A 22,296-nucleotide genomic window follows, 5' to 3' on the forward strand; every position below is an offset into this window, starting at 1 on the left:
GGAACACCGGCGGGAAAATTCGTGAGGAAACGACCGCTTATCCCATTACCGGCCCCGCCTCCAGCCGTCGTGCATGCGGCGTGGCCGCGCGATCACGCCGCCGTTATCTTGAGCCAAGTCGCAGACTTTCTTCGCAATAAAGTGTTACACGACCAGACTTAGGTGTTAACCAGACAGCTGATCCAAACAGTATAGAAGACATTGACCACCAATACTGATTTCGTTGCTGCCACATATGCTGTGACATTTGCGCGATATGCTCACCACCCTGTGGACTAGTCGAACGATGATCGTGTTTCAGCCCGGCCGCTGATCTCAAGCGACACGTTTTGGCCACAATTGACGGTCAAAAACCCGTCGCCGGATCGTGTCGGGACCGGTGCTTCCTGAGTCTGTTCGATGCTGAACACAGCCGCTGCGCTTGCCATGTTCTGGGCTATGGCCTTCTCCGGTTCCGGAGAGCCTCAACCTTATGAAGCCGTTGTCGCGATCGAAACGGCTGCAATGGAAACCGCCGCGGCGGCTGAAAGTTCCGTCGATGCGTCCGCCCTCTCCGCCGAACAGGCCGAGTTGATGGCGGGCGATCCCGACTGGCGCGCCTCGGCCCGGCTCTATCATGCAGGCGGCGGCGGCGCGACGGGCAACGACTCGCTCGGTTGCCGTCCGATCGCCATGCGCACGGTCGCTGTCGACCCCCGCGTCATCCCGCGCCGCACCAAGCTCTTCATCCGTGAGACGGTCGGCATGCGCCTGGCCGACGGCGGCGTCCACGACGGCTACTGGTACGCCTCGGACACCGGCGGCGCGATCAAGGGCGCCAAGATCGACCTCTACACCGGCCACGGCCGCGGCTCGATGCGTCAGGCCATGAGCCTGAACATGAAGACCCTGACCATCGCCGACGCCGGCGACTTCCAGGGCTGCCCCCCGGCCTGGGAAACGGCCTCGAACTAAGAGCGACAACGCTCCCCGACAAAAAAGGCGACCGGAGCGATCCGGTCGCCTTTTTGTTTGAGCGGAAACTTGCGAGCCTCGCCACCTCCCGCCGTCATCCTCGGGCTTGACCCGAGGATCGGGTTATCCGCCCGCGCGACAATTGCGAGAGGTCCACGGCGTCCCAGCGCTCGATCCTCGGGTCAAGCCCGAGGATGACGGCAAGGGTCAGGTCCGATCAGAACTTCCGCTTTCCGCTGACCGTCTCGAAGAACAACCGGAAGTCGCCCCTCAGGCTCCACAGCGGGTATTTGAAGGTCGCCGGCCGGTTCTTCTCGAAGAAGAAATGCCCGACCCAGGCGAAGCCGTAGCCGACCAGGGGCATGGCCAGCAGCCACCAGGGGTTCAGCGTGACGCAGAAGGCCCCGAAGGCGGCGATCACCAGCCCCGTGCCGACCACGTGGATGCGGCGGCAGGTCCGGTTGGAATGCTCGTGGATGTAATAGGGGTAGAAGGCCTCGAACGAGGCGTATCGCCCCCCTGCGCCAGGGCCGGGGTCGCGGCCAGTTTGTGGATCGCGTGCGGTCATGGCCGCAGCCTGCCCCCGGATCGAACCGGGGGCAAGTCAGCGATCATTGGTTAGTCGAAACGCTTGCCAGGCTTGCCGGCCTTGTTGAACGGCTTGCCGGCCGGCTTGAAGCCCGGCTTGCCGCCGGCCTTGAAGTCCGACTTGGGCTTGAACGGCTTCTTGGCGCCGGGGCCCTTGGCGAAGCCGCCTTCGGGACGCTCAGCGCGTTCGCCCTCGGCGCGCGGAGCATAGGGCTTCTTGTTGAAGGCCGGGCGTTCGCCGCCGCCTTCGCCCTCGCGCGGCTGCCACGGCTTCTTCTTGAACGGCGGGCGCTCGCCCTCGCCGCTCTCGTCGCGACGGAAGGGCTTCTTGGCGTAGGGACGCTCGCCGCCTTCGTCGCGGCGGTTGCGCGCGCCGCCCTTGAACATGCCCGAATGCGGGGCCTCCGAGGGCGTGATGTTCGCCTCATTGGTGTTCATGGCCGCCAGCTTCCGGAAGGCCTCGACGTGGGTGTTGGCGATCTCGAAGCGGGTCTCTTCGGGGAAGGTCTTGATCGAACCGATCTGCTGCTTGGTGATGCCGCCGATGCGGCAGATCATCGGGATCAGCCACTTGGGATCGGCGTTGCGGTTACGGCCGATGTCCATGCGGAACCAGGACACCTGGTCCGGCTGCAGACGCTCGAAGGGCGAGGCCCCGGCGGCGAAGGCGTCGCCGCTCTCGCCACGCGGCTTGCGCTGCGGGCCCTGGCCCGGATCGACCAGGTCCTCGGGAGCCGGCAGATCCTTGCGCAGCAGGACCAGCAGGGCGCGGGCCAGGTCTTCCGGCGTGCGCTCAGCGACCAGCTTGGCGATCAGGCCGGCGTCGTCCTCGGCGCCTTCCTCGGCGAAGACCGGGGCGGCCAGCAGGCGCTGCTCGTCCTTGGCCAGGATTTCGTCGGCGGTCGGAGCGCCGGCCCAGGTCGCCTCGACGCCCGCCGAGCCCAGCAGCATCTCGGCCTTGCGGCGACGGCTGCTCGGCACCAGCAGGATGGAGGTGCCCTTCTTGCCCGCGCGGCCGGTGCGGCCCGAACGGTGCAGCATGGTCGCCTTGTTGATCGGCAGTTCGGCATGGATCACCAGGCCCAGGTCCGGCAGGTCCAGACCGCGCGCGGCCACGTCGGTAGCGACGCAGACGCGGGCGCGGCCGTCACGCAGAGCCTGAAGCGCGTCGGTGCGTTCGCGCTGACCCATTTCACCCGAGAGGGCCACGGTCGCGAAACCGCGCTCCAGCAGCGACGACTGCAGGTGACGCACGCTGTCGCGCGTCGAGCAGAAGACCAGGGCGCCCGGCGCCTCATAGAAGCGCAGCACGTTGACGACGGCGTGCTCGATCTCGTTCGGGGCGATGCGCAGGGCGCGATATTCGATGTCGCTGTGCGGCTGGCTGCGGTCGACGGTGTCGATGCGCACGGCGTCGCGCTGATAGCGCTTGGCCATCATGGCGATGTCGCGGGCGATGGTGGCCGAGAACAGCAGGGTGCGACGCTCGGCCGGCGACTGCTCCAGGATGTATTCCAGGTCCTCGCGGAAGCCCATGTCGAGCATCTCATCGGCCTCGTCGAGCACCAGCACCTTCAGGGCCGACAGGTCCAGGTTGCCGCGGTCGATGTGGTCCTTCAGGCGGCCGGGCGTGCCGACCACGATGTGGATGCCGTAGTTGAGCGCGCGCGCTTCCTTACGGGCGTCCATACCGCCGACGCAGGTGGTGATCTTGGCCTTGGACTCGCCGTACAGCCATTCCAACTCGGCCGAGACCTGCAGCGCCAGTTCGCGCGTCGGCGCGATAGCCAGCATCAGCGGGGCGTCGGCGGGACCGAAGGTTTCGTCAGCGCCCAGCAGGGACGAAGCCGCCGCCAGACCGAAGGCCACCGTCTTGCCCGAACCGGTCTGGGCCGAGACCAGCATGTCGGCCTCGCCGTGGCCTTCCAGAACCGCCGCCTGGACGGGGGTGGGCTCGGCATAGCCCTTGTTGGCGAGGGCGCGGTCTAGCGCGGGGTGGATCGCGGGAAAGGGCATATACGACCTGAAAAAGAGCATGGCGGCCGTAAAACGACCGCGCCCGGCCAAGGCGAACAGCCGGCCGGGCGATGAGGAGGCGCTCTCTATACACCAATAACGGCCCCGATGCGGCGGATTTCCGCAAAAAGACCGCCGTTCACCACGCTTGTTCAGGCGCCATTGACCGCAAAGCCACGATCCTGAGGCTCAGCCGAGTCCATTTTCCGCCCGGAGACCGCTCATGACGATCCCGCCGCTGACCACCGCCGCCGCCGGAATGCAGAACGCCGTCAACCGCTTCGAGGCCAGCGCCCGACGTACGGCCACGGGCGCGCTGGACAATCTGGCCGTCGAGGCCGTCGAGCAGATCCGCGCCAAGCAGGACTTCTCCGCCAACGCCGCCGCGGCGCGGACGGCGGACGAGATGACGGGGACGCTGCTGGACATACTGGTCTAGAGCCACACCCCTTCCCTCCGTCATCCTCGGGCTTGACCCGAGGATCGAGCGTGGGGGCGCGCTCGTCCTGTTGATATTGAGCAGACGGAGAACCCGATCCTCGGGTCAAGCCCGAGGATGACGGCGAAGAAACCGCTTCACCCCGCCTTCTCCGGCAGGTGGAAGAAGTCGATGAAGCGGGCGAACACCTCGCGCTTGCCCTCAAGACTCATCGCCCCCTCGGCTTCCAGCGCCGCCAGCGGAACCTTGCCATAGACGGCGGTGGCCACGATCGGCGGCGAAGCGCGCACGATCACCTCGCCGTCCTCGACCTCGCCGCGCCGCGTCTCGATCCGCCCGTCGGCCACGCTGACCACCATGCGGTCCTCATCCAGGGCGAAGCCCAGGCGCATGACCGCGCCCTCGGCCCTCGCCGGATCGAACATGGTCTCGAACGACTGCATGATCGACACGGCGCTGATCGGCAGGGTCGGGTCGTGCTGGGGCGAGCGCGCGGCCCAGCGGCCCAAAACCATGAAGACCGGCTTGATCTCATAGCCCCAGTCGGTCAGCTCATAGACCTGGACCGAGGCGGGCGGCGGCAGCTTGCGCTTGCGGACGATGCCCGAGGCCTCCAGCCCCTCCAGCCGCTGCGTCAGGACATTGGCCGACAGGCCGCACAGGTCCTTGCGCAGGTCGCTGAAACGCCGCGGCCCCATCATGAGTTCTCGTATCACCAGCAAGGCCCAGCGCTCGCCGACAAGGTCGAGTCCGTGGGCGGCGCCGCAGGCGTCGTGATAGCGGCGGGAACGGCCGGCGGACTCGTTAGTTACTTTTTCTAACTTCATGGTTGACTAACATAACACGATAGGACACCGTTACGCCAGATCAGGGAGGATCGCCAAATGAACAAGCTCATCTTCGTCAATCTGCCTGTCACCGACCTGCCGCGCTCCGTCGCCTTCTACGAGGCCGTAGGCGCCGCGAAGAACCCCATGTTCTCGGACGACACGGCCGCCTGCATGGTCTTCTCGGACACCATCCACGCCATGCTGCTGACCCATGAGAAGTTCGCCAGCTTCACCGACCGCGCCATTCCCGACGCGCACAAGACGGCCCAGGTGCTGATCTGCGTCTCGGAAGACAGCCGCGAGGCCGTGGATGCGGCGATCGACCGCGCCGCCCAGGCCGGCGGTCAGGCCGACCCCAACACCAAGCAGGACTACGGCTTCATGTACGGTCGCAGCTACGCCGACCCGGACGGCCACATCTGGGAAGTCATGTGGATGGACCCCGAAGCCGCCGCCGAGGGCCCCGAAGCCTTCGCCGCCCAGGTCGGGGGCGGCTGATCATGGCCGACCTGTTTGAACTGAGCGTCAGCCGCGTCTTCAAGGCCTCGCCCGAAACTGTCTGGAAGGCCTTCACCCAGCACGGAACCGAGTGGTTCACGCCCCGACCCTGGACCACGCCCCAGGTCGACTATGACCTGCGCCCCGGCGGGCGCGCCGACATCGTCATGCAGTCGCCCGAGGGCGAGCGGCACGAATATCGCGGCGTGGTGCTGGAGGTCGAGCCGGGCCGCCGCATCGTCACCACCGGCGCCATGACCGAGGGCTGGCTCCCGCAGCCGGGCGAGATGAACTTCGTGCGCATCGATACGTTCGAACCCGAAGGCGACGGCACCCGCTACACCGCCCGCGCCCGCCACTGGGACGACAAGGCCATGCAGACCCACGCCCAGATGGGCTTCGAGCCGGGCTGGGGCGCGGCGGCCGATCAACTGGGCGAGGTGGCCGAACGTCTGGCTGCACAGGAGAGGACGTCATGACCGACAAGATCATTCCCTGCCTCTGGTACGACCTGGGTCAGGCCAGGAAGGCTGCTGAATTCTACGTCTCGCTGGGCCTGCCCGACAGTCATGTGGACCGCGTCGTGGCCAGCCCCGCCGACAACCCCTCCAGCCCCGAAGGGGCCGAGCTGGTGGTCGAGTTCACCCTGGCCGGGCGGCGCTATGTCGGCCTGAACGGCGGCCCGATCTTTCCCCACACCGAGGCCGTCTCCTTCATGATCATGACCGATGATCAGGCCGAGACCGACCGCCTGTGGGACGCCATCGTCGGCAACGGCGGGGCCGAAAGCGCATGCGGCTGGTGCAAGGACCGCTGGGGCGTGAACTGGCAGATCACCCCGCGCCGCCTGATGGCCTTCTACGACGACCCCAACCCCGCCCGCGCCAAGGCCGCCTTCGAGGCCATGATGACCATGCACAAGATCGACATCGCCGCTTTGGACGCCGCAGCAGATGCGGCGGCCAAAGCATCCTAGAGGGCCGCGGTCAGAAGGCTCCGCCTTCTCGACCCGACGCGGCCTGAATGAGTTGTCGCTTTCCACCAAGCCTAAGCCTGCGCCTGCCCCGACTATCTGCCCCCCTGCCCCTCAAGCAGCGAGCCGCCGCGCGGCGAGCGTTAGGGGCCAACCTCCGAAGGAGACACCAAAATGGCCTACATCACCGGCTTCCTGACCCCCGTGAAGACCGAGAACAAGGAGCGTTACATCGAGTCCGCGCGCAAATCCTGGCCCCTGTTCCAGGGCTATGGCGCCACCGCCCAGATCGAGAACTGGGGCGTGGACGTGCCCGACGGCAAGCTCACCAGCTTCCCCATGGCCGTCAAGCTTGAGGACGGCGAGGCCGTGGTCTTCTCCTGGCTGGTCTGGCCCGACAAGAAGACCGCCGACGACGCCTGGGCCAAGATGCAGGAAGACCCCGCCATGGCCGACATGGACATGCCCTTCGACGGCAAGCGCATGATGTGGGGCGGCTTCGAGACCATCTTCCAGAACTGATCCCAAAGCGTCGGGGCCGGCCACGCCGCCGGCCCCGACCCTTCTATGCGCCTTCGTGCGCGACGCCCGGTCGGGCGCGATGGGCCCTCAGGCAGGTCGCGACGCTGAGCACCACCAGGACGAAGGCCAGCGCCTCCATCATCGTCGGCAGGCGCTGCTCCCAGGCGAAGCCGTAGATCAGGGCGAACAGGGTCTCGAACAGGATCATCTGGCCGACCAGGGTCAGCGGCAGCAGCCGGCTCATCCGATTCCACAGATTATTGCCGACGATCGAGGCCAGGACGGCCACCCCGACCGAAACCCCCGCCAGCCGCATCCAGTCCCCGGCCTCGTGCTGCGCCCCGGCGGCGATCAGCAGGGCGACCGGCAGCAGCAGCAGGCTCTGCGCCCCGGTGACAACCCCGGTCAGCAGGCTCCAGTCATGGGCCGACACCGCCTCCAGGTCGCGAAGCCGCCGCGCATTTCGAACGGCGAAGAAGGTCCAGGAAGCCAGGGCGCCGACCGCGCAGGCGAAGCCGGTGAAGCGCGCCATGTGCGAGGTCTCGGCCGGGGCGGCCAAGGCCTGCCAGCCGATGCAGACGGCCCCGCCGACACAGAGCAGAAGCGGCAGATGCAGCCGCCGCAGCGGCACGGCGCCCTGGTCGCGACTGCCGATGATCGTCACCGCCACCGGCAGGAAGCCGATCACCAGGGAGGTCATGGCGATGCCGCCCGTCTGCACCGCCGCCGACAGCAGGATGTAGTAGAGGGTGTTGCCGGTGAGGGCGAGCCAGAACAGGTTCAGCCAGTCGCGCCGGTCGATCCGCGCCGTCACCGCCTTCCAGCGCGGCGCCAGCAACAGGCCGGCGATCAGGCCATAGGCGAGGTATCGCCCCACCGTCAGTTGCAGGGGATTGAAGGCCCGCGCCAGTTCCGGCGCCAGGAAGACCAGGCCCCACAGGGCGCCCGCCCCGACCCCGCAGGCCACGCCGACCGCCGTCCGGTTGCTGCGTCCCTGCCCGATGATGTCCGTCGTCATTTCAGTTCCCGCTTGGTTCGGCGGCGAGCTATACCAAGGGGCGGACGGGGCGTTTCCTCTCGATCACAGGCCCAAACGCAACAAAAACTCGCGCAAAAAGACCGCCGATGGCCGCACGATCCGCTTCTCCACAACGCCCGCTGGACCGCTTTGATCGCGCCATCCTGCGCATCGTGCAGCGCGACGCCCGGACGCCCCAACGCACCATCGCCGAAGCCGTCAACCTGTCCGCCGCCGCCGTCCAGCGACGCATCGCGGCCATGGAGGCCAGCGGCGTCATTCGCGGCAATGTCGCCCTGGTGGACCCCAAGGCCCTGCCCCTGACCATCACCGCCATCGTCGAGGTCTATCTGCAGGACGAGCGGGCCGAGACGGTCCAGACCGCCAAGATGCGCTTCCAGAGCGAGCCGGAGGTGCAGCAGTGCTACTACGTCACCGGCGGCACCAGCTTCATCCTGATCGTCGTCACCACCGACATGACGGCCTATCAGGCGCTGACGCAGCGGCTGTTCGAGGAGAACGACAGCGTCAACCGCTTCCGCTCCCTGATCGCCCTGGACCGGGTGAAGACGGACGCCTCCCTGATCATCCCCTGAACGTCTGACGCAGAACGAAAAACGCCGGCGAGGTCGAAACCCCGCCGGCGTTGATCTTCTGATGATCGAACCGATCAGCTGTCCAGGAAGCTCCGCAGCTTGCGCGACCGCGAGGGGTGCTTCAGCTTGCGCAGGGCCTTGGCCTCGATCTGACGGATGCGTTCGCGGGTCACGCTGAACTGCTGGCCGACTTCTTCCAGGGTGTGGTCGGTGTTCATGCCGATGCCGAAGCGCATCCGCAGGACGCGTTCCTCACGCGGGGTCAGCGAGGCCAGGACGCGGGTCGTGGTTTCGCGAAGGTTCGACTGGATCGCAGCGTCGATCGGCAGGACGGCGTTCTTGTCCTCGATGAAGTCGCCCAGGTGGCTGTCTTCCTCGTCGCCGATGGGGGTTTCCAGCGAGATCGGCTCCTTGGCGATCTTCAGGACCTTGCGCACCTTCTCCAGCGGCATGGCCAGCTTTTCGGCCAGTTCTTCCGGGGTCGGCTCGCGGCCGATCTCGTGCAGCATCTGGCGGCTGGTGCGGACGATCTTGTTGATCGTCTCGATCATGTGCACCGGGATGCGGATGGTCCGCGCCTGGTCGGCGATCGAGCGGGTGATGGCCTGACGGATCCACCAGGTGGCGTAGGTCGAGAACTTGTAGCCGCGACGGTACTCGAACTTGTCGACCGCCTTCATCAGACCGATGTTGCCCTCCTGGATCAGGTCCAGGAACTGCAGGCCGCGGTTGGTGTATTTCTTGGCGATCGAGATGACGAGGCGCAGGTTGGCCTCGACCATTTCCTTCTTGGCCTGGCGGGCTTCGCGCTCGCCCTTCTGGACCGTCTGGACGATGCGGCGATAGTCGTCGATCGGCAGGCCGGCCTCGGTGGCCACGGCGGCGACGTCGGCGCGGATCTTGGCGATCTGGGCGGCTTCATTGTCGCTGAACTTGGTCCAGCGCACGCCCATTTCCTTGACGCGGTCGGCCCAGTTCGGGTCCAGCTCCGAGCCGAAGTAGGACTTCAGGAACTCGGGACGCGAAATGCCGTAGCTGTCGGCCAGACGCAGCAGACGGCCTTCCAGACCGATCAGACGCTTGTTGATGGCGTAGAGCTGCTCAACCAGGGCCTCGATGCGGTTGTTGTTCAGCTTCATCGTCTTCAGACGATCCGAGATCGTCTTCGTCAGCGTCTCATAGGCCTTGTGGTCCTTGGCGTTCAGGACCTCGCCCTTCAGGCGCGCCTCGACCAGCTTGTCCTGCAGCTTGCGGAAGCCGCCGAAGTCGGCCGCGATGGCGTCCAGGACTTCCATGACGCCGTCGCGCAGTTCGGCTTCCAGAGCCGAGATCGACATGCCGCCGCCGTCGTCGAAGTCGTCCTCGTCCTCATCCTCGCCTTCCGGCTTGTCGCCGTCGCCGTCCGCCTCGCCGGTCGGCTGACCGGGCGCGGGCTGGTTGTGCGGCAGGGACGAGGGGTTGAGGATGCCGTAGGTGGCGTCCAGGTCGATCACTTCACGCAGCAGGATGCGGTTGTTGGCCAGTTCCTCGCGCCAGACCATGATGGCCTCGAAGGTCAGGGCGCTTTCGCACAGACCCGAGATCATGGCGTCGCGGCCGGCTTCGATCCGCTTGGCGATGGCGATTTCGCCCTCGCGGCTCAGCAGTTCGACCGAACCCATTTCGCGCAGATACATGCGCACGGGGTCGTCGGTGCGGTCATAGGCGGACTTGGCCGGAGTCTCGGCGACCGCCGTCTCGGCCGTGGCGGCGACGTCGGTGCCGGTCGATTCCGCGGCGTCTTCCTCGGCCTCGACGACGTTGACGCCCATTTCCGACAGCATGGCCAGGGTGTCTTCGATGGCGTCCGGGGTCACTTCCTCGGACGGCAGGACCTTGTTCAGCTCCTCCATCGTGACATAGCCACGCGCCTTGGCCTGCTTGATGAACTTCTTGACGCCGGCGTCCGTCAGATCGAGCAGGGGCCCGTCGGTATTGGCTTCAGTGTCCTGCGTCTCGGTCTGCGCGCTCATTCAGTCTGTCTCCACGACCGCTCGGGGGTGATCAGTCCCCTGCGGCGAAAATACAACGCCCGACGACTTCGTTGGTTACGAAGAAGCCGCGTCTTCCCAAATCGTTCCGGTCTTGATGGCCCGTCGCAATGCATCGCGCTCGGCTTTCACCAGGGTGAAGGCCGAGTTGTCGAACGCCTGATGGGCGCCCGACTTTGCTGACGCCAGCGCCTGCTCCAACGCCGCTACGCGGGTCAGAGCGTCGAACGCCTGCGACCACCGGATCCTCGCCTCGCCGAGGGGCTTGTCTGCAGCCAGGAATGGCGCGCCGGACTTTGCCGCCGCCTTCTCGACCTCGTGCATCAAGGCATCATGACCCGAGTGGGCCAGATGGCGTCGGATCGCGGCAGAGTCAAGGCTCCGACCGGAAAACCGTAGCCGCACCAGTTCCTGAGCCAGGCCGTCCAGGGCCGGATCGCCGAATCCATGGCGGGCGATGGCCTCCAGATGGTCGTCCATCCGCTCGGGATCATCGACCGCGCCGTGGGCCAGGGCGGCCGCCACTGGCTCGATGGACCGGAACAGGGCCTGCATGGCCTGGGCGCCCTCGGCCGTCTGACCCAGCTTGGGCGGCGGACCGCGCCAGCGCCCGCCGGGACCGCCCCCTGCACCGGGGCGTCCTCCGCCCTGCTGGAAAGCCTGCTGCTGCTGACGCGGAAACAGGGCGTCGAAACGCTCGAACAGGTCGCGCCGATACTGCTCGGCCAGATCCTTGTCCTGAATGGCGCTGGCCGCCTGACGCAGCCGCCCCTTCAGCCCGGCCTTGCGCTCGGGCGTGTCCAGCGGCTCGGCCTCGGCCTCGCGGCGGAACAGGACCTCGATGAAGGGCCGGGTCTCGCTCAGGGCGTGGCGCAGGGCCGGCGCCCCCTTGTCGCGCAGGATGTCATCCGGGTCCTGACCCGCGTCCAGTAGAGCGAAGCGGAAGGACCGCCCCGATTTCAGCAGGGGCAGCGACCGCTCGATCGAGCGATAGGCGGCCCGCAGCCCCGCCGCGTCGCCGTCGAAACAAAGCACCGGCTCGGACGAGACCCGCCACAGCCGCTCCATCTGCTCCTCGGTCAGGGCCGTGCCCATGGGCGCCACGGCCGGCAGGCCCGCCCGCTGGCAGGCGATGACGTCCATATAGCCTTCGACGACGATGATGCCCTGCTCGCCCCGGCTCTCGGCCCCCAAGATGCGGCGCGCCTCGGGCAGGCCGTAGAGGGTGGCGCCCTTGTGAAACAGCGGGCTTTCCGGCCCGTTCAGATACTTGGCCCGGTCATCGGGGTTCATGGCCCGCCCGCCGAAGCTGACGATACGCCCGCGCGCGTCCAGAATGGGGAACATCAGCCGGTCGCGGAAGCGGTCATAGGGGGCGCCGCCGCTTTCCGGCGAGATCAGCATCCCGGCCTCGACCAGATCGCCGGGCTTGGCCCCGCGCTGGAGCAGCGCCGCCTTCAACCCCTCGCGGTCGTTGGGCGCATAGCCCAGACCGAAACGCTCCCACTGGTCCTCGGGCAGGCCGCGCTTTTCCAGATATTCGCGCGCCGCCTTGCCGACCGAGCGACGCAGGTTGGCGGCGAACCACTTCTGGGCCAGGTCCATCCAGTCGGTCAGGCCCTGCTTCTTGGCCTCGCGCTCGGCCGACTGCGGGTCCTCGGCGGGCAGCTGCATCCCCGCCTCGCCCGCCAGCCTCTGCACCGCCTCGACGAAGCTGAGCCGCTCGGTCTCCTGCAGGAAGCTGATGATGTCGCCGTGCTTGCCGGAACTGAAGTCGTGGAAGAAGCCCTTGTCGTCGTTGACGAAGAAGCTGGGCGACCGCTCCTTCGAGAAGGGGCTCAGGCCCACATACTCGCGGCCCTGACGCTTGAGCTTGACCGTCCGCCCGATCACGTCGGACGGGCGAAGGCGGGCCTTCAGTTCTTCAAGGAAACGATCGTCGAAACGCACGATCTCAGACACTCCGACGCGGCGATGGGGGGAAGGGCCGCCGCATCGTCAGACATGGCCATCCCCGGTTCTGTTTTCCACAGCCTGTGAAGATCGAGGAGAACCGCATCGCTTGCGGACGCGGCCCTACTTCCACGCCTCGCCGGTGCGCCCCAGGGCCTCGCCCAGATCATAGACGGCCTGCATCGAGGCCTGATTGAAGTCCAGGCTGTCGGCCCCGTCATAGTCCTCGGGGATGGCGGCGACGTGGAACTCAAGACCATTACGGGTCGCAAAGGCGCGGTTGGCGGCGATGGTGGCGCGCAACTGTCCGTTCAGGGCCGCGTCCAGGCTGCGGGTCAGAACCGGGATGGCCGCATCGCGGGTGACGGCGAAGCGCGGCGCATCCTTGCCGTTGACCACGACGTGCAGACGCGCGCCCTGGAACACCCCGGCGACGTCGTCCCAGCTCCACATGATCTGCGGCAGGGCGACAAAGGGGTTCATCACCCCGCCGTCGACGTGCATTTCTTCAAAGATCCCGTCCTGTCCCTGCGAGCGGATCATGACGGGAGGAAAGGCGCCGGGAATGCTGGCCGAGGCGATCAGCACGTCGCGGAACAGGGACAAGGCCTCGGGTCCGCCGCGCTGGGCGATGGCGCCCATGTTCCAGATGACGCCGCGCTGGGCGTCCAGATCCGTAGTGGCGACCAGCAGCAGCCGCCCCTTGGCGTGCTCGGCGGCGATCTCGGCCAGCATGGCCTCGTCGACATTGTTCTCGACCAGTTGGCGCAGCGGCTCGCCGCTGAACACGCCCGACCCGACCAAGGCCTTCAGGCCGCGACTTCTCAGCAGGCCCGTCGCCTGACCGCCGGTATAGGCCTCCTTCAGCCGCCCGTCCCAGCGCGGGCCGAGGAAGACGAAGGGCGCAGCCAGTGCGCCGGTGGACACCCCCGTCACCACCTCGAAATCCGGCCGCTTGCCGCTGGCGGTCCAGCCGTTGATCAGGCCGGCGGTGAAGGCCCCGTTGGCCCCGCCGCCGGACAGGGCGATCAGGTCGAAATGGCCGTCCTGCCCCTTCGGAACGCCCTCGGCCAGTTGCGCCTCGATCTGCTGCGCCTCCGCCTCGTCCTCAACCGAGAAGCGGACATTGGGGAAGCCCACGGGCGAGGCCGCCTCGCGCTCGTTCAGGCCGAAATCGCTGCGCGCCCCGCTGGCGCAGGCCGACAACAGCAGGCCGGCGCTCGCAACGGCCGCGACCGTCCGCATCAGGCTGAAACTCATGAGCATCCTCCAAGGCCGACCACCTTAGGCGCGATCGATGACAGATGGAAAAGGACCGTCGCTAAAAAACGGCGTTAGGCCTTCATTAACCAAGAAGGCCGTCGCAGCCCCTTCATCGTCCGAATGCGAACGAAATGCCGCGCGACAACCGCATTATCCACAGCCTGTGGATTGATTCGCTTTTACGGAAGTCTCGAATGTTCATCGCCATCGCCCGCCCGGCGGTGGAGCCCCAAGGCCCCGACGCCGTCGCCGTCCCCGGCTCCCCCGCCATTCCCTTCCTGACGCCGCGCGCCCTGCACGCCCGCCTGCTGGACAACGCCGCCGCGCGTCGTCGCCGGGGACAGGAAAGACGCCAGGCGCACCGGGCGGAGGACGCGGCCTACTGGATTTCAGCGGCGCCGGCGGCGGTCAGAAAAGCCTGCGAACTGCGTCACCGACTGGCGCCCCTGCCCTAACGCAGTTCGGGCAGACGACGCAGAACCGAGTCCTTCAGCTTGCGCCGGCGCTGAGCCGCGCTCTGGGGTCGCACGCGCTCGCGTCGTTCCAGCCCGTCGCCCCATCGCGCATAGGCCGCTTCCAGCAGATGGGGATGGCGGTCATGCTGATGGACGATGGCGCTGACGCCGCCGTCGGGATTGACGATGCGTCCATCCGCGACCGTCAGCTGCTGTCCGGGCGTCAGGCCCAGCGTGGCCACCCGACCGTAGTTGGCCTTCACCTCGCCCTCGATCATGCCGAGGTGAAGCGCGATGTTGCAGGCCGCCTGATCGGCGCCGAACGCCCCCCCGATCTCGGACCGGGGAATGGCCGCCAGCATCAACAGCGTCCGACAGAAGCGCATCATGGCGTCGCGTGCGCCGACCACGGTGCCGACACAGACGCACGGCTTGCCGGACAGGGCGCGGGCGATGTCCTCGCCGCCGACGCCGCGCAGATACTTCATGTTGAAGGCGTGATCGGCCAGCGTCCCCTCGTCGTATTCCGAAAAGAACTCAGAGCCCTGCGGCGCGGGGAAGAAGGGATCGGCCTGGAAGACCACGTCGCGGACGTCGGTCATCAGGACGTGCCGCGCCCAGGGGCGCTCGGCCATCAGGGCGTCGAAGGCGGCGAAACGGGCCATGACGGGATGGGGCGCCCAGGCCCCGGCGGCGACCGGACGCGGCGCCACGCCCTCGACGTCATGGTCCGCCAGGAAGGCCAGCATGGCCGGGTCCTGATCCACCACCAGGACCAGAGGTCCGTCCCAGACCGCGCGCAGGGACCGCACGAAGGGGGCCACGTCGGCGACGTCATAGCCGGTGGCGTAGCCCAGGATCAGATCGCCCGGCGCCCTGGCCGCGGTCGAGGCGACGCCCCGCTTCCCCGTGATCGCGTCAGCGACCCAGCCCAGATAGACTGACTTCGCCGCCGGTCCTGACATTTAGGCCCTCATCGACTCGGCGAAGCGGTTGAACAGATAGAGGCTGTCGGTCGGCCCCGGCGAGGCCTCGGGGTGGTGCTGGACGCTGAAGATCGGCTTGTCCTTGACCGCGATGCCGCAGTTGGTGCCGTCGAACAGGCTGACGTGGGTTTCGACCACAGCGTCGGGCAGGCTGTCGCGGTCCACGGTGAAGCCGTGGTTCATCGACACGATCTCGACCTTGCCGGTCGTCAGATCCTTGACCGGATGGTTGGCGCCGTGGTGGCCCTGCTCCATCTTGACCGTCTGTGCGCCCAAGGCGATGGCCAGCATCTGGTGGCCCAGGCAGATGCCCATCAGGGGCTTGCCGCTGGCGACCAGCTTCTTGATCTCGGGGACGGCGTATTCGCCCGTCGCGGCCGGATCGCCCGGACCGTTCGACAGGACCACGCCATCTGGATTGCGGGCCAGGATGTCCTCGGCCGAGGTGGTGGCCGGAACCACGGTGATCTTGGCGCCCGTCGAGGCCAGGGCGCGCAGGATGTTGCGCTTCACGCCATAGTCCACGACCACGACATTCTTGTCGGTCGCTTCCACGCGCGGATAGCCGGCGGGCCATTCCCACACGCCCTCGTTCCAGTCGAAGGCCTGCAGGGTCGAGGCGTCCTTGGCCAGATCCAGGCCGACCAGGCCGGTCCAGGCCTTGGCCTGGGCCACCAGGGCCTCCAGGTCGAACTGGCCGTCCGGGTGGTGAGCGATGACGGCGTGGGGCGCGCCCTTGTCGCGGATGATCTTGGTCAGGGCGCGGGTGTCCACGCCCGACAGGCCGACCACGCCGCGGCGCTTCATCCAGGCGTCGAGGTCGCCACCCGAGCGCCAGTTGGCCGGATCGGTGGGGACGTCGCGGAAGATGGCGCCGCGCGCCGAGGTGCCCGAGCCGTCGCCGATCTGCTCCACGTCCTCGACGTTGACGCCGACATTGCCGACGTGCGGGAAGGTGAAGGCCAGGATCTGGCTCATGTAGGAGGGGTCGGTCAGGATTTCCTGATAGCCCGTCATGGCGGTGTTGAAGACCACCTCGCCGAGGGCCGTGCCGACGGCGCCGACGCCGATACCCTGCAGGATGGTGCCGTCAGCGAGCGCGAGGACGCCAGTGGCGCCGGACAGAATCTGGGTCGTCATGGCGCAGGCTCCTAACAATGAATACGGGCAGACAAACGGCGGCGTGACTAAAGAGATGCAGGGGCGGGGTCAACCGCCCTTGGAGCTTATAGGCCTTAAACCTTCTGACCCTTGCGCACCCAGACCCAGGCCAGGCTGGTCAGGGCGAAGAATCCGACGCTGGGCAGGATATAGCCGCCCGCCGCCGCCGCCACCGCAAAGGCCGAAAAGACCACGCCGACCACGGCGAGCGCCCGCCAGCCGGTCTTGGTCGTCAGCTTCCACAGCGTCATCGAGCACAAGGCATAGAGACAGAGCGTCAGCACCGAGGTCACGCCGATCAGGACGCCGAACTGCTGGCCCAGGGTCGGCTGGGCGCTGGCGATGACCATGACGCTCATGACGACGCAGTTGAGAATGGGGTTGCTCAGCGGCGTCTTGCCCTTCTGCGCCCCGCCGAACCAGCGCGGCATCCAGCCGGCCTCGGCGGCGCCGCGCGAGGTCTCGCCCGCCAGCATGGTCCAGCCGGCGATGGTGCCCAGCACCTTGATGACGGCGCAGGCCGCGACCAGACCGGCCACCGACGAGCCCATGACCCGCGCCACCAAATCGGCATAGGGGCTGGTCGAATGCACCAGGACGTCCGCCGGAATGACGCCGAAGACGGCCACGCTGGCGGCCACATAGACGATGAAGGCCAAGGCCACGCCGCCCAGGGAGGCCCGGCCCACATCGACCGACGGGTTCTTGACCAGACTGGAGAGGGCGGCGGCGCTCTCCACGCCCAGGAAGGCCCAGAAGATGATGGCCAGCGAAGCCGGCACCGTCTTCAGCAGAGGCTGGTCGCCGGGGCTCCACGAGCCCATGAAGGTCTCGCCGCTGAAGGCCATGGCTCCGGCGATGATGGCCAGGACGATCGGGATCAGGCCGAGGCCGAGCGTGATGGCGCCGAACCGCGCCGCCGTCCGGGCGCCCGAGGCGTAGGCCGCCGAGGTCAGCCAGATCAGGGCCAGGTTGCTGACCGCCGCCCACAGCGGCTCCTTCAGCGCCGGAATGAAGAAGGCCAGGTAGCCCGTGCCCGCCACCGCCAGGGCCACATTGCCCGCCAGGCAGGCGGCCCAGTAGGCCAGCCCCGTCTGATAGCCGATGAAACGGCCCATGCCGCGCCGGGTGAAGTCCGACAGGCCGTCGGCGTCCGGCTGCATCCGCCCCAGACCGCCGAACACCAGGGCCAGGGTCACAGCGCCAAGGCCGCAGATCAGCCAGCCGATGATGCTGGAACTGCCCGTCGGCGCCAGGGTCGCGGGCAGCAGATAGACACCCGAGCCGATCATGTTGCCGGCCACCACCAGGGCGGCGAGCGCCCATCCGATGCGGTGCGGCGGGTCGGGCAAGATTTCCGTCTGGGTCATCTTCGCCGCATAGACCGAAATGTCGCACCCGTCTTCCCCTCCCCGTCATCCCGGCCGAAGCCTCGCGACGCGAGGCGCAGAGCCGGGACCGCCAAACCCTCAGAGGGCGGCGCTTCTGGCGGTCCCGGATAACGGCTCTCGCCGCTTCCGGGATGACGAGGAGAATGTGCTAAAGCCCCGCCGAAGATTCTGGAGCCTCCCCCATGACCATCACCACGGTCGGCCTCGATGCCGACGACACCCTCTGGCACAACGAGACCATCTTCCGCCTCAGCCAGAAGCGGTTCGTGGACCTGCTGGCCGACCACGCCGACGAGCCGGTGATGATGGGGCGCCTGGCGGAGGTAGAGCGGCGCAACCTGCGGCTCTATGGCTACGGGGTGAAGGGCTTCACCCTGTCGATGCTGGAGACGGCGATGGAGCTGTGCGACGGCGCCGCCCCGCCGCACATCATCCGCGAGATCCTGGCCGCCGGGCGCGAGATGCTGGCCCATCCGGTCGAGACCCTGCCCGGCGTCGACGAGGTCCTGGCCGACCTGTCCGAGAAGTATCGCCTGGTCCTGATCACCAAGGGCGACCTGATGGATCAGGAGCGCAAGCTGGCGGCGTCGGGCCTGGGCGAGTTGTTCGCCGCCGTCGAGATCGTGTCCGAAAAGGACCGCTCGACCTATGAACGCGTCTTCGCCCGCCACGGCACCGGCGCGGCCGAGGCCGTCATGGCCGGCAATTCGATGAAGTCCGACGTCCTGCCCGCCATCGAGGCCGGCGCCTTCGCCTGCCACATCCCCTACCACATCACCTGGGCCCACGAACTGGCCGACGCCCCCGAGGGTCACCCCCGCTACGTCAGCCTCAGCCGCATCGGCGAACTGCCCGACTGGATCGCCGCCATCGACCGTCCCGAGTAAATTTCAACGTTACTGGAACAGAAATATAAATTTCAAAGAACAGCGTGTTGATAACACTGTAACTCCACATATCGAAACCAAGATCGTCTTAAATGTGTCTTGTTTGCACCACACGCGACACAAGTCGTCGATTTGTCCACACTTCGACCAAAACTAGACAAACTCAGCCCCATTTCAGCCACACCTGGAGGAATGTGTGGCCGCTTCCGGCTTTTTTGTGTCAGGTGTATTATAGTAATGAGAGCTTTCCTCCTCGGTTCGACGGTGTTGGTGAGCGCAATCGCGCTGACGGCTCCGGCTTTCGCCCAATCGGCCGATGCCGCGCAGCCCGTTTCCCAATCCGACGTGGCCACCGAAGTGGGCGAAATCGTCGTCACGGGTTCGCGCCTTCGTCGCGACCCGGCCAACGCCCCGACCCCGATCATCACGGTCACTCAAGAAGAAATCCTGTCGACTGGCCAAACCAGCGTGATCGACTACCTGTCGACCATCCCGGCCCTCCAGAACTCGACCGTTCCCTCCGACACGACCGGTTCCAGCCTGAACGCCGGCGGCCTGTCCCTGGCCAACCTGCGCGCGCTGGGCGCCAACCGCACCCTGACCCTGGTTGACGGCCGCCGTCACATCGGTTCGTCGGGCGGCGAGTTGTCGGTGGACGTGGACACCATTCCGCGCCTGCTGATCCAGAACGTCGAAATCATCACCGGCGGCGCTTCGTCGGTCTATGGCGCCGACGCCGTTTCGGGCGTCCTGAACTTCATCCTCAAGAAGGACTTCGAGGGCCTGGAGATCGACGCCAACTACGGCCAGATCAACGACAACGGCGAAGCCACGCGTCGCGTTTCGGGCCTGATCGGCAAGAACTTCTTCGATGACCGCCTGAACGTCTACGCTCACGCCGAATACGAAAAGATCGACAACGTCGACTCGATGGATATCGACTGGATTCGTCGTGGTCCGATCCGCCTGGGCGTCGATGCCGATCCGACCAATGCGCCGTATGACGGCGTTCTGGACGCCGACGTCTTCTACGGCGTGAACCGTCTGGATATCGTGCCGTGGGGTCAGACCACCCTGGCCAATATTCAGCGCCCCAGCGACCTGACCAACCCCAACATCCCCTACCAGAACTGCTTCAGCGGCGGCGCCTTCACCTATGCCGCCAACTGCTTCGGCATCACGCCCGGCAAGACCTACTGGTATGAAAACGGCGGAGCCCGCCTGGCCAACTTCGGCGAGCGCGTCGGCAACACCGGCATCAACCGCCCCTACAACATCGGCGGCGACGGCATGCCGCTGGGCGAAGTGGCCGGCTTCAGCCGCGTGCCGTCTTCGGAATCCCAGCGCTATCAGGTCGGCGGCAGCTTCCGCATCACCGACGAGATCAACTTCACCGCCTCGGCCAAGTACGTCACCGAAGAGACCTTCATGCGGGGTCAGCGGACGTTCTTCGACATCGATCTGGACAACAGCTCCTACGGCGCCGACGAAACCAATTCGATCTGGGGCACTTCGGCCTTCGACCTGCGCTGGGCCGACAACGCCTTCCTGCCGCAAACGGTGAAGGACGCCATCGCCGCCAACACGGTCGATATCTACGCACCGCCGACCGCTGACGCCCCCGGCGCCCTGATCGGCACGCAGGCCCTGCCGATCGCCCGCCACACCTTCTTCGGTCCTGAGCGTTCGCAGTCCAACACCCGCGACATCCAGCGCTATGTCGTCGGCTTCGACGGCAGCCACGGCCCGGTGGGCTTCGTGAAGTCCTGGTCGTGGGACCTGGGCTACACCTACGGCAAGGCCGAGATGGAGAACATCGAGCGCGGCGTCGACACCCAGCGCATGGCCCTGGCCGCCGACGCCGTGATCGACACGGCCGGTCTTCTGGGAACCCCGGGCGGCGTGGTCTGCCGTTCGACCCTGCTGGACGCACAAGGCTTGGCGGTTGCGGACAAACACCGCGGCGGCGATCTGCGCGATACGCAATATGGTCGTGACTCGATCGCCCAATGCACCCCGCTGAACATCTTCGGCGCGGGCAATCAGTCGGCCGAAGCGCTCGAATACGTGGACGCCTTCGTCCGCGTTAAGGAAATGAACGAGCAGCATCAGGCCATCGGTTCGGTTTCGTCCGAACTGTGGGACCTGTGGGGCGCCGGCAACCTGGGCGTCGCCTTCGGCGCCGAATGGCGCAAGGAAACCACCTCGGCCATCGGTCGCAGCACCAGCGCCGGCGATCGTCTCCTGTTCCTGAACACCGGCGCCGACTTCCCGGAAGTCAGCTACGAGTCGAAGGAACTGTTCACCGAAGTCTCGCTGCCCCTGTTCCGCGACAGCTTCCTGGGCGACTATGCCGAACTGAGCGGTTCGTACCGCTGGGCCGACTACTCGACCGTCGGCAACGTCGATGTTTACGGCGTGAACCTGGTTTACCGTCCGATCCGCGACCTGACGTTCAAGACCAGCTTCAACACCTCGGTCCGCGTGCCGAACCTGGGTGAAAACTACTCGCCCTACGGCCAGACCTTCGCCAACAACTTCGTCGATCCGTGCGCCACGGCCTCGATCGCCGGCGTTGACGATCAGCAGATCAAGGCGAACCGCATCAAGAACTGCACCGCCCTGGCCGCTCAACAAGGCCTGGTGTTCGACTTCGCGGGCGACACCGCCACCAACACCGACGACTTCCGTCCGAACTACACCTCGGGCATCGCCGGCGTTTCGGGCGGCAACCCTGACCTGGAGCCGGAAGAGTCGGAATCCTTCACCTTCTCGACCGTCTATCAGCCGCGCTTCGCGCCCGGCCTGACCCTGTCGCTGGACTACTATGAAATCCGCATCGACAAGGTCATCGCCTCGGTTTCGGCCGCCGGCATCGCCGCCAACTGCGTCAGCGGCGCCGAACTGAACATGGACGCCTGCAACTCGATCTTCCGCAACAGCCCGAGCATCGAGTTCGGCGTCGGCGCGCCGTCGGGTGACGCCATCGGCGGCTTCATCGAGCGTTCGTTCAACTACGCCGCTCTCGAAACCCGCGGCCTGGACTTCGGCGCCATCTATTCGTGGGACACCGCGGACTGGGGTCGCAACTGGGGTTCGTTCAACTGGCGCCTGAACGGCTCCTGGCTGATCGAACAGAAGCAGTTCCTGAACGAAGGCGATCCGAGCGACTACAATGAGCTGGCCGGCGGCATCAGCGGCACGAGCGTCTATCCGCGCGTCCGCATGTCGTCCTCGCTGACCTGGCGCCCGAACGACGTCTGGAACGTCAACTGGACCGCCGACTGGCAGTCGAGCGCCAACATCGTTTACGCCCGCGACTTCGTGAACAACGCCGACTCGCGTCTGCCCGACCAGATGGAAACCGGCGACTTCACCCGTCACGACATCACGGTTCGCTACAACGTCCGTGACGACCTGACGCTGCGCGCCGGCGTGGTGAACGTGTTTGACGCCGAACAGCGCGACATCCTGGGCACCACCATCTACTCGAACTACGACGCCTACGGTCGTCGCTTCTTCCTCGGCCTGAACTACCGTCCCTGGTAATTCCGGTCTGAAGACAGGTTGAAGGGCGGCCCGCGAGGGCCGCCCTTTTTCTTTGCCTCCTGCAAGGCTTTCCGGGTCTTGCCAGCGGGGGTTCGGCTCTCTAAACGGGCCGCTTAACCGACAACCTGAACGGATCGGTCGCGGGCCTCGCCCTGCGTCCGGTTTCTTCGCGCGCGTGGAGCCCGCC

20 protein-coding genes are annotated in these 22,296 nt (G+C 66.6%); 10 read left to right on the forward strand and 10 right to left on the reverse strand.

What is annotated here, in order from left to right:
• Positions 1–399 precede the first annotated feature (399 nt).
• Positions 400–954, forward strand: a complete 555-nt coding sequence (locus ACR9FL_RS13680) for a 3D domain-containing protein (protein WP_436355969.1) — start codon at positions 400–402, stop codon at positions 952–954.
• 217 nt (positions 955–1,171) lie between these two features.
• Here ACR9FL_RS13680 and ACR9FL_RS13685 read toward each other — a convergent pair whose 3' ends face one another.
• A complete protein-coding gene (locus ACR9FL_RS13685; RefSeq protein ID WP_296177457.1) occupies positions 1,172–1,522 on the reverse strand; it encodes a DUF962 domain-containing protein in 351 nt (116 codons plus the stop codon).
• A gap of 50 nt (positions 1,523–1,572) precedes the next feature.
• Positions 1,573–3,558: a DEAD/DEAH box helicase gene (locus ACR9FL_RS13690; protein ID WP_436355970.1), complete on the reverse strand. Its 1,986-nt coding sequence runs from the start codon at positions 3,556–3,558 to the stop codon at positions 1,573–1,575.
• A 223-nt stretch (positions 3,559–3,781) separates the two neighbouring features.
• On the opposite strand from ACR9FL_RS13690, the gene ACR9FL_RS13695 reads away from it, so the two are divergent.
• A complete protein-coding gene (locus ACR9FL_RS13695) occupies positions 3,782–3,997 on the forward strand; it encodes a flagellar hook protein FlgE (RefSeq protein ID WP_436355971.1) in 216 nt (71 codons plus the stop codon).
• A 137-nt stretch (positions 3,998–4,134) separates the two neighbouring features.
• On the opposite strand, the gene ACR9FL_RS13700 is transcribed toward ACR9FL_RS13695, so the two are convergent.
• Positions 4,135–4,824: a winged helix-turn-helix transcriptional regulator gene (locus ACR9FL_RS13700; protein ID WP_436355972.1), complete on the reverse strand. Its 690-nt coding sequence runs from the start codon at positions 4,822–4,824 to the stop codon at positions 4,135–4,137.
• A 57-nt stretch (positions 4,825–4,881) separates the two neighbouring features.
• On the opposite strand from ACR9FL_RS13700, the gene ACR9FL_RS13705 reads away from it, so the two are divergent.
• From ACR9FL_RS13705 to ACR9FL_RS13720, 4 genes are all read left to right on the forward strand, one after another.
• A complete protein-coding gene (locus ACR9FL_RS13705; RefSeq protein WP_436355973.1) occupies positions 4,882–5,325 on the forward strand; it encodes a VOC family protein in 444 nt (147 codons plus the stop codon).
• Between the two features lie 2 nt (positions 5,326–5,327).
• The gene (locus ACR9FL_RS13710) at positions 5,328–5,804 is read left to right on the forward strand and encodes an SRPBCC family protein (protein WP_296177446.1); all 477 of its coding nucleotides are present in this window, start codon (positions 5,328–5,330) and stop codon (positions 5,802–5,804) included.
• Complete coding sequence (locus ACR9FL_RS13715; protein WP_436355974.1) at positions 5,801–6,301, forward strand: VOC family protein; 501 nt, start codon at positions 5,801–5,803, stop codon at positions 6,299–6,301. Before ACR9FL_RS13710 ends, ACR9FL_RS13715 begins: the two co-directional genes overlap by 4 nt.
• Before the next feature lie 171 nt (positions 6,302–6,472).
• A complete protein-coding gene (locus ACR9FL_RS13720; RefSeq protein ID WP_436355975.1) occupies positions 6,473–6,820 on the forward strand; it encodes a DUF1428 domain-containing protein in 348 nt (115 codons plus the stop codon).
• A 43-nt stretch (positions 6,821–6,863) separates the two neighbouring features.
• Here ACR9FL_RS13720 and ACR9FL_RS13725 read toward each other — a convergent pair whose 3' ends face one another.
• Positions 6,864–7,838, reverse strand: coding sequence for a DMT family transporter (locus ACR9FL_RS13725; protein ID WP_436355976.1), 975 nt, complete (start codon positions 7,836–7,838; stop codon positions 6,864–6,866).
• A 107-nt stretch (positions 7,839–7,945) separates the two neighbouring features.
• On the opposite strand from ACR9FL_RS13725, the gene ACR9FL_RS13730 reads away from it, so the two are divergent.
• Complete coding sequence (locus tag ACR9FL_RS13730) at positions 7,946–8,434, forward strand: Lrp/AsnC family transcriptional regulator (protein WP_436355977.1); 489 nt, start codon at positions 7,946–7,948, stop codon at positions 8,432–8,434.
• Positions 8,435–8,508: 74 nt separating this feature from the next.
• Here the strand turns inward: ACR9FL_RS13730 and rpoD are convergent, their stop codons facing one another.
• The 3 genes from rpoD to ACR9FL_RS13745 form a co-directional block, all read right to left on the reverse strand.
• Positions 8,509–10,446 carry an RNA polymerase sigma factor RpoD gene (gene rpoD / locus ACR9FL_RS13735; protein WP_436355978.1) on the reverse strand — a complete coding sequence of 646 codons (1,938 nt, stop codon included), beginning with the start codon at positions 10,444–10,446 and terminating at the stop codon, positions 8,509–8,511.
• 75 nt (positions 10,447–10,521) lie between these two features.
• Positions 10,522–12,414 (reverse strand): DNA primase, encoded by a 1,893-nt coding sequence (gene dnaG, locus ACR9FL_RS13740; protein WP_436355979.1) that lies wholly within the window; start codon positions 12,412–12,414, stop codon positions 10,522–10,524.
• Between the two features lie 126 nt (positions 12,415–12,540).
• Complete coding sequence (locus ACR9FL_RS13745) at positions 12,541–13,677, reverse strand: patatin-like phospholipase family protein (protein ID WP_436355980.1); 1,137 nt, start codon at positions 13,675–13,677, stop codon at positions 12,541–12,543.
• A gap of 197 nt (positions 13,678–13,874) precedes the next feature.
• Here ACR9FL_RS13745 and ACR9FL_RS13750 point away from each other — a divergent pair, with 197 nt between their 5' ends.
• Complete coding sequence (locus tag ACR9FL_RS13750) at positions 13,875–14,135, forward strand: hypothetical protein (RefSeq protein WP_296177064.1); 261 nt, start codon at positions 13,875–13,877, stop codon at positions 14,133–14,135.
• Here ACR9FL_RS13750 and ACR9FL_RS13755 read toward each other — a convergent pair.
• The 3 genes from ACR9FL_RS13755 to ACR9FL_RS13765 form a co-directional block, all read right to left on the reverse strand.
• Positions 14,132–15,100 (reverse strand): hypothetical protein, encoded by a 969-nt coding sequence (locus ACR9FL_RS13755; RefSeq protein ID WP_436355981.1) that lies wholly within the window; start codon positions 15,098–15,100, stop codon positions 14,132–14,134. The genes ACR9FL_RS13750 and ACR9FL_RS13755 overlap by 4 nt on opposite strands.
• Positions 15,101–16,261 carry a glutamine-hydrolyzing carbamoyl-phosphate synthase small subunit gene (gene carA, locus ACR9FL_RS13760; RefSeq protein ID WP_296177059.1) on the reverse strand — a complete coding sequence of 387 codons (1,161 nt, stop codon included), beginning with the start codon at positions 16,259–16,261 and terminating at the stop codon, positions 15,101–15,103.
• Between the two features lie 95 nt (positions 16,262–16,356).
• Entirely contained in the window at positions 16,357–17,652 is a 1,296-nt protein-coding gene (locus tag ACR9FL_RS13765; protein ID WP_436355982.1) for an amino acid permease, read from the reverse strand.
• Between the two features lie 203 nt (positions 17,653–17,855).
• Here ACR9FL_RS13765 and ACR9FL_RS13770 point away from each other — a divergent pair, with 203 nt between their 5' ends.
• Together ACR9FL_RS13770 and ACR9FL_RS13775 are read left to right on the forward strand one after the other, a co-directional pair.
• Entirely contained in the window at positions 17,856–18,560 is a 705-nt protein-coding gene (locus ACR9FL_RS13770; RefSeq protein WP_436355983.1) for an HAD family hydrolase, read from the forward strand.
• A gap of 270 nt (positions 18,561–18,830) precedes the next feature.
• Entirely contained in the window at positions 18,831–22,109 is a 3,279-nt protein-coding gene (locus tag ACR9FL_RS13775) for a TonB-dependent receptor domain-containing protein (RefSeq protein WP_436355984.1), read from the forward strand.
• Positions 22,110–22,296: the final 187 nt, after the last annotated feature.

The sequence above is a fragment of the Brevundimonas sp. CEF1 genome, assembly GCF_051353055.1.
Taxonomy (GTDB): Bacteria; Pseudomonadota; Alphaproteobacteria; order Caulobacterales; family Caulobacteraceae; genus Brevundimonas.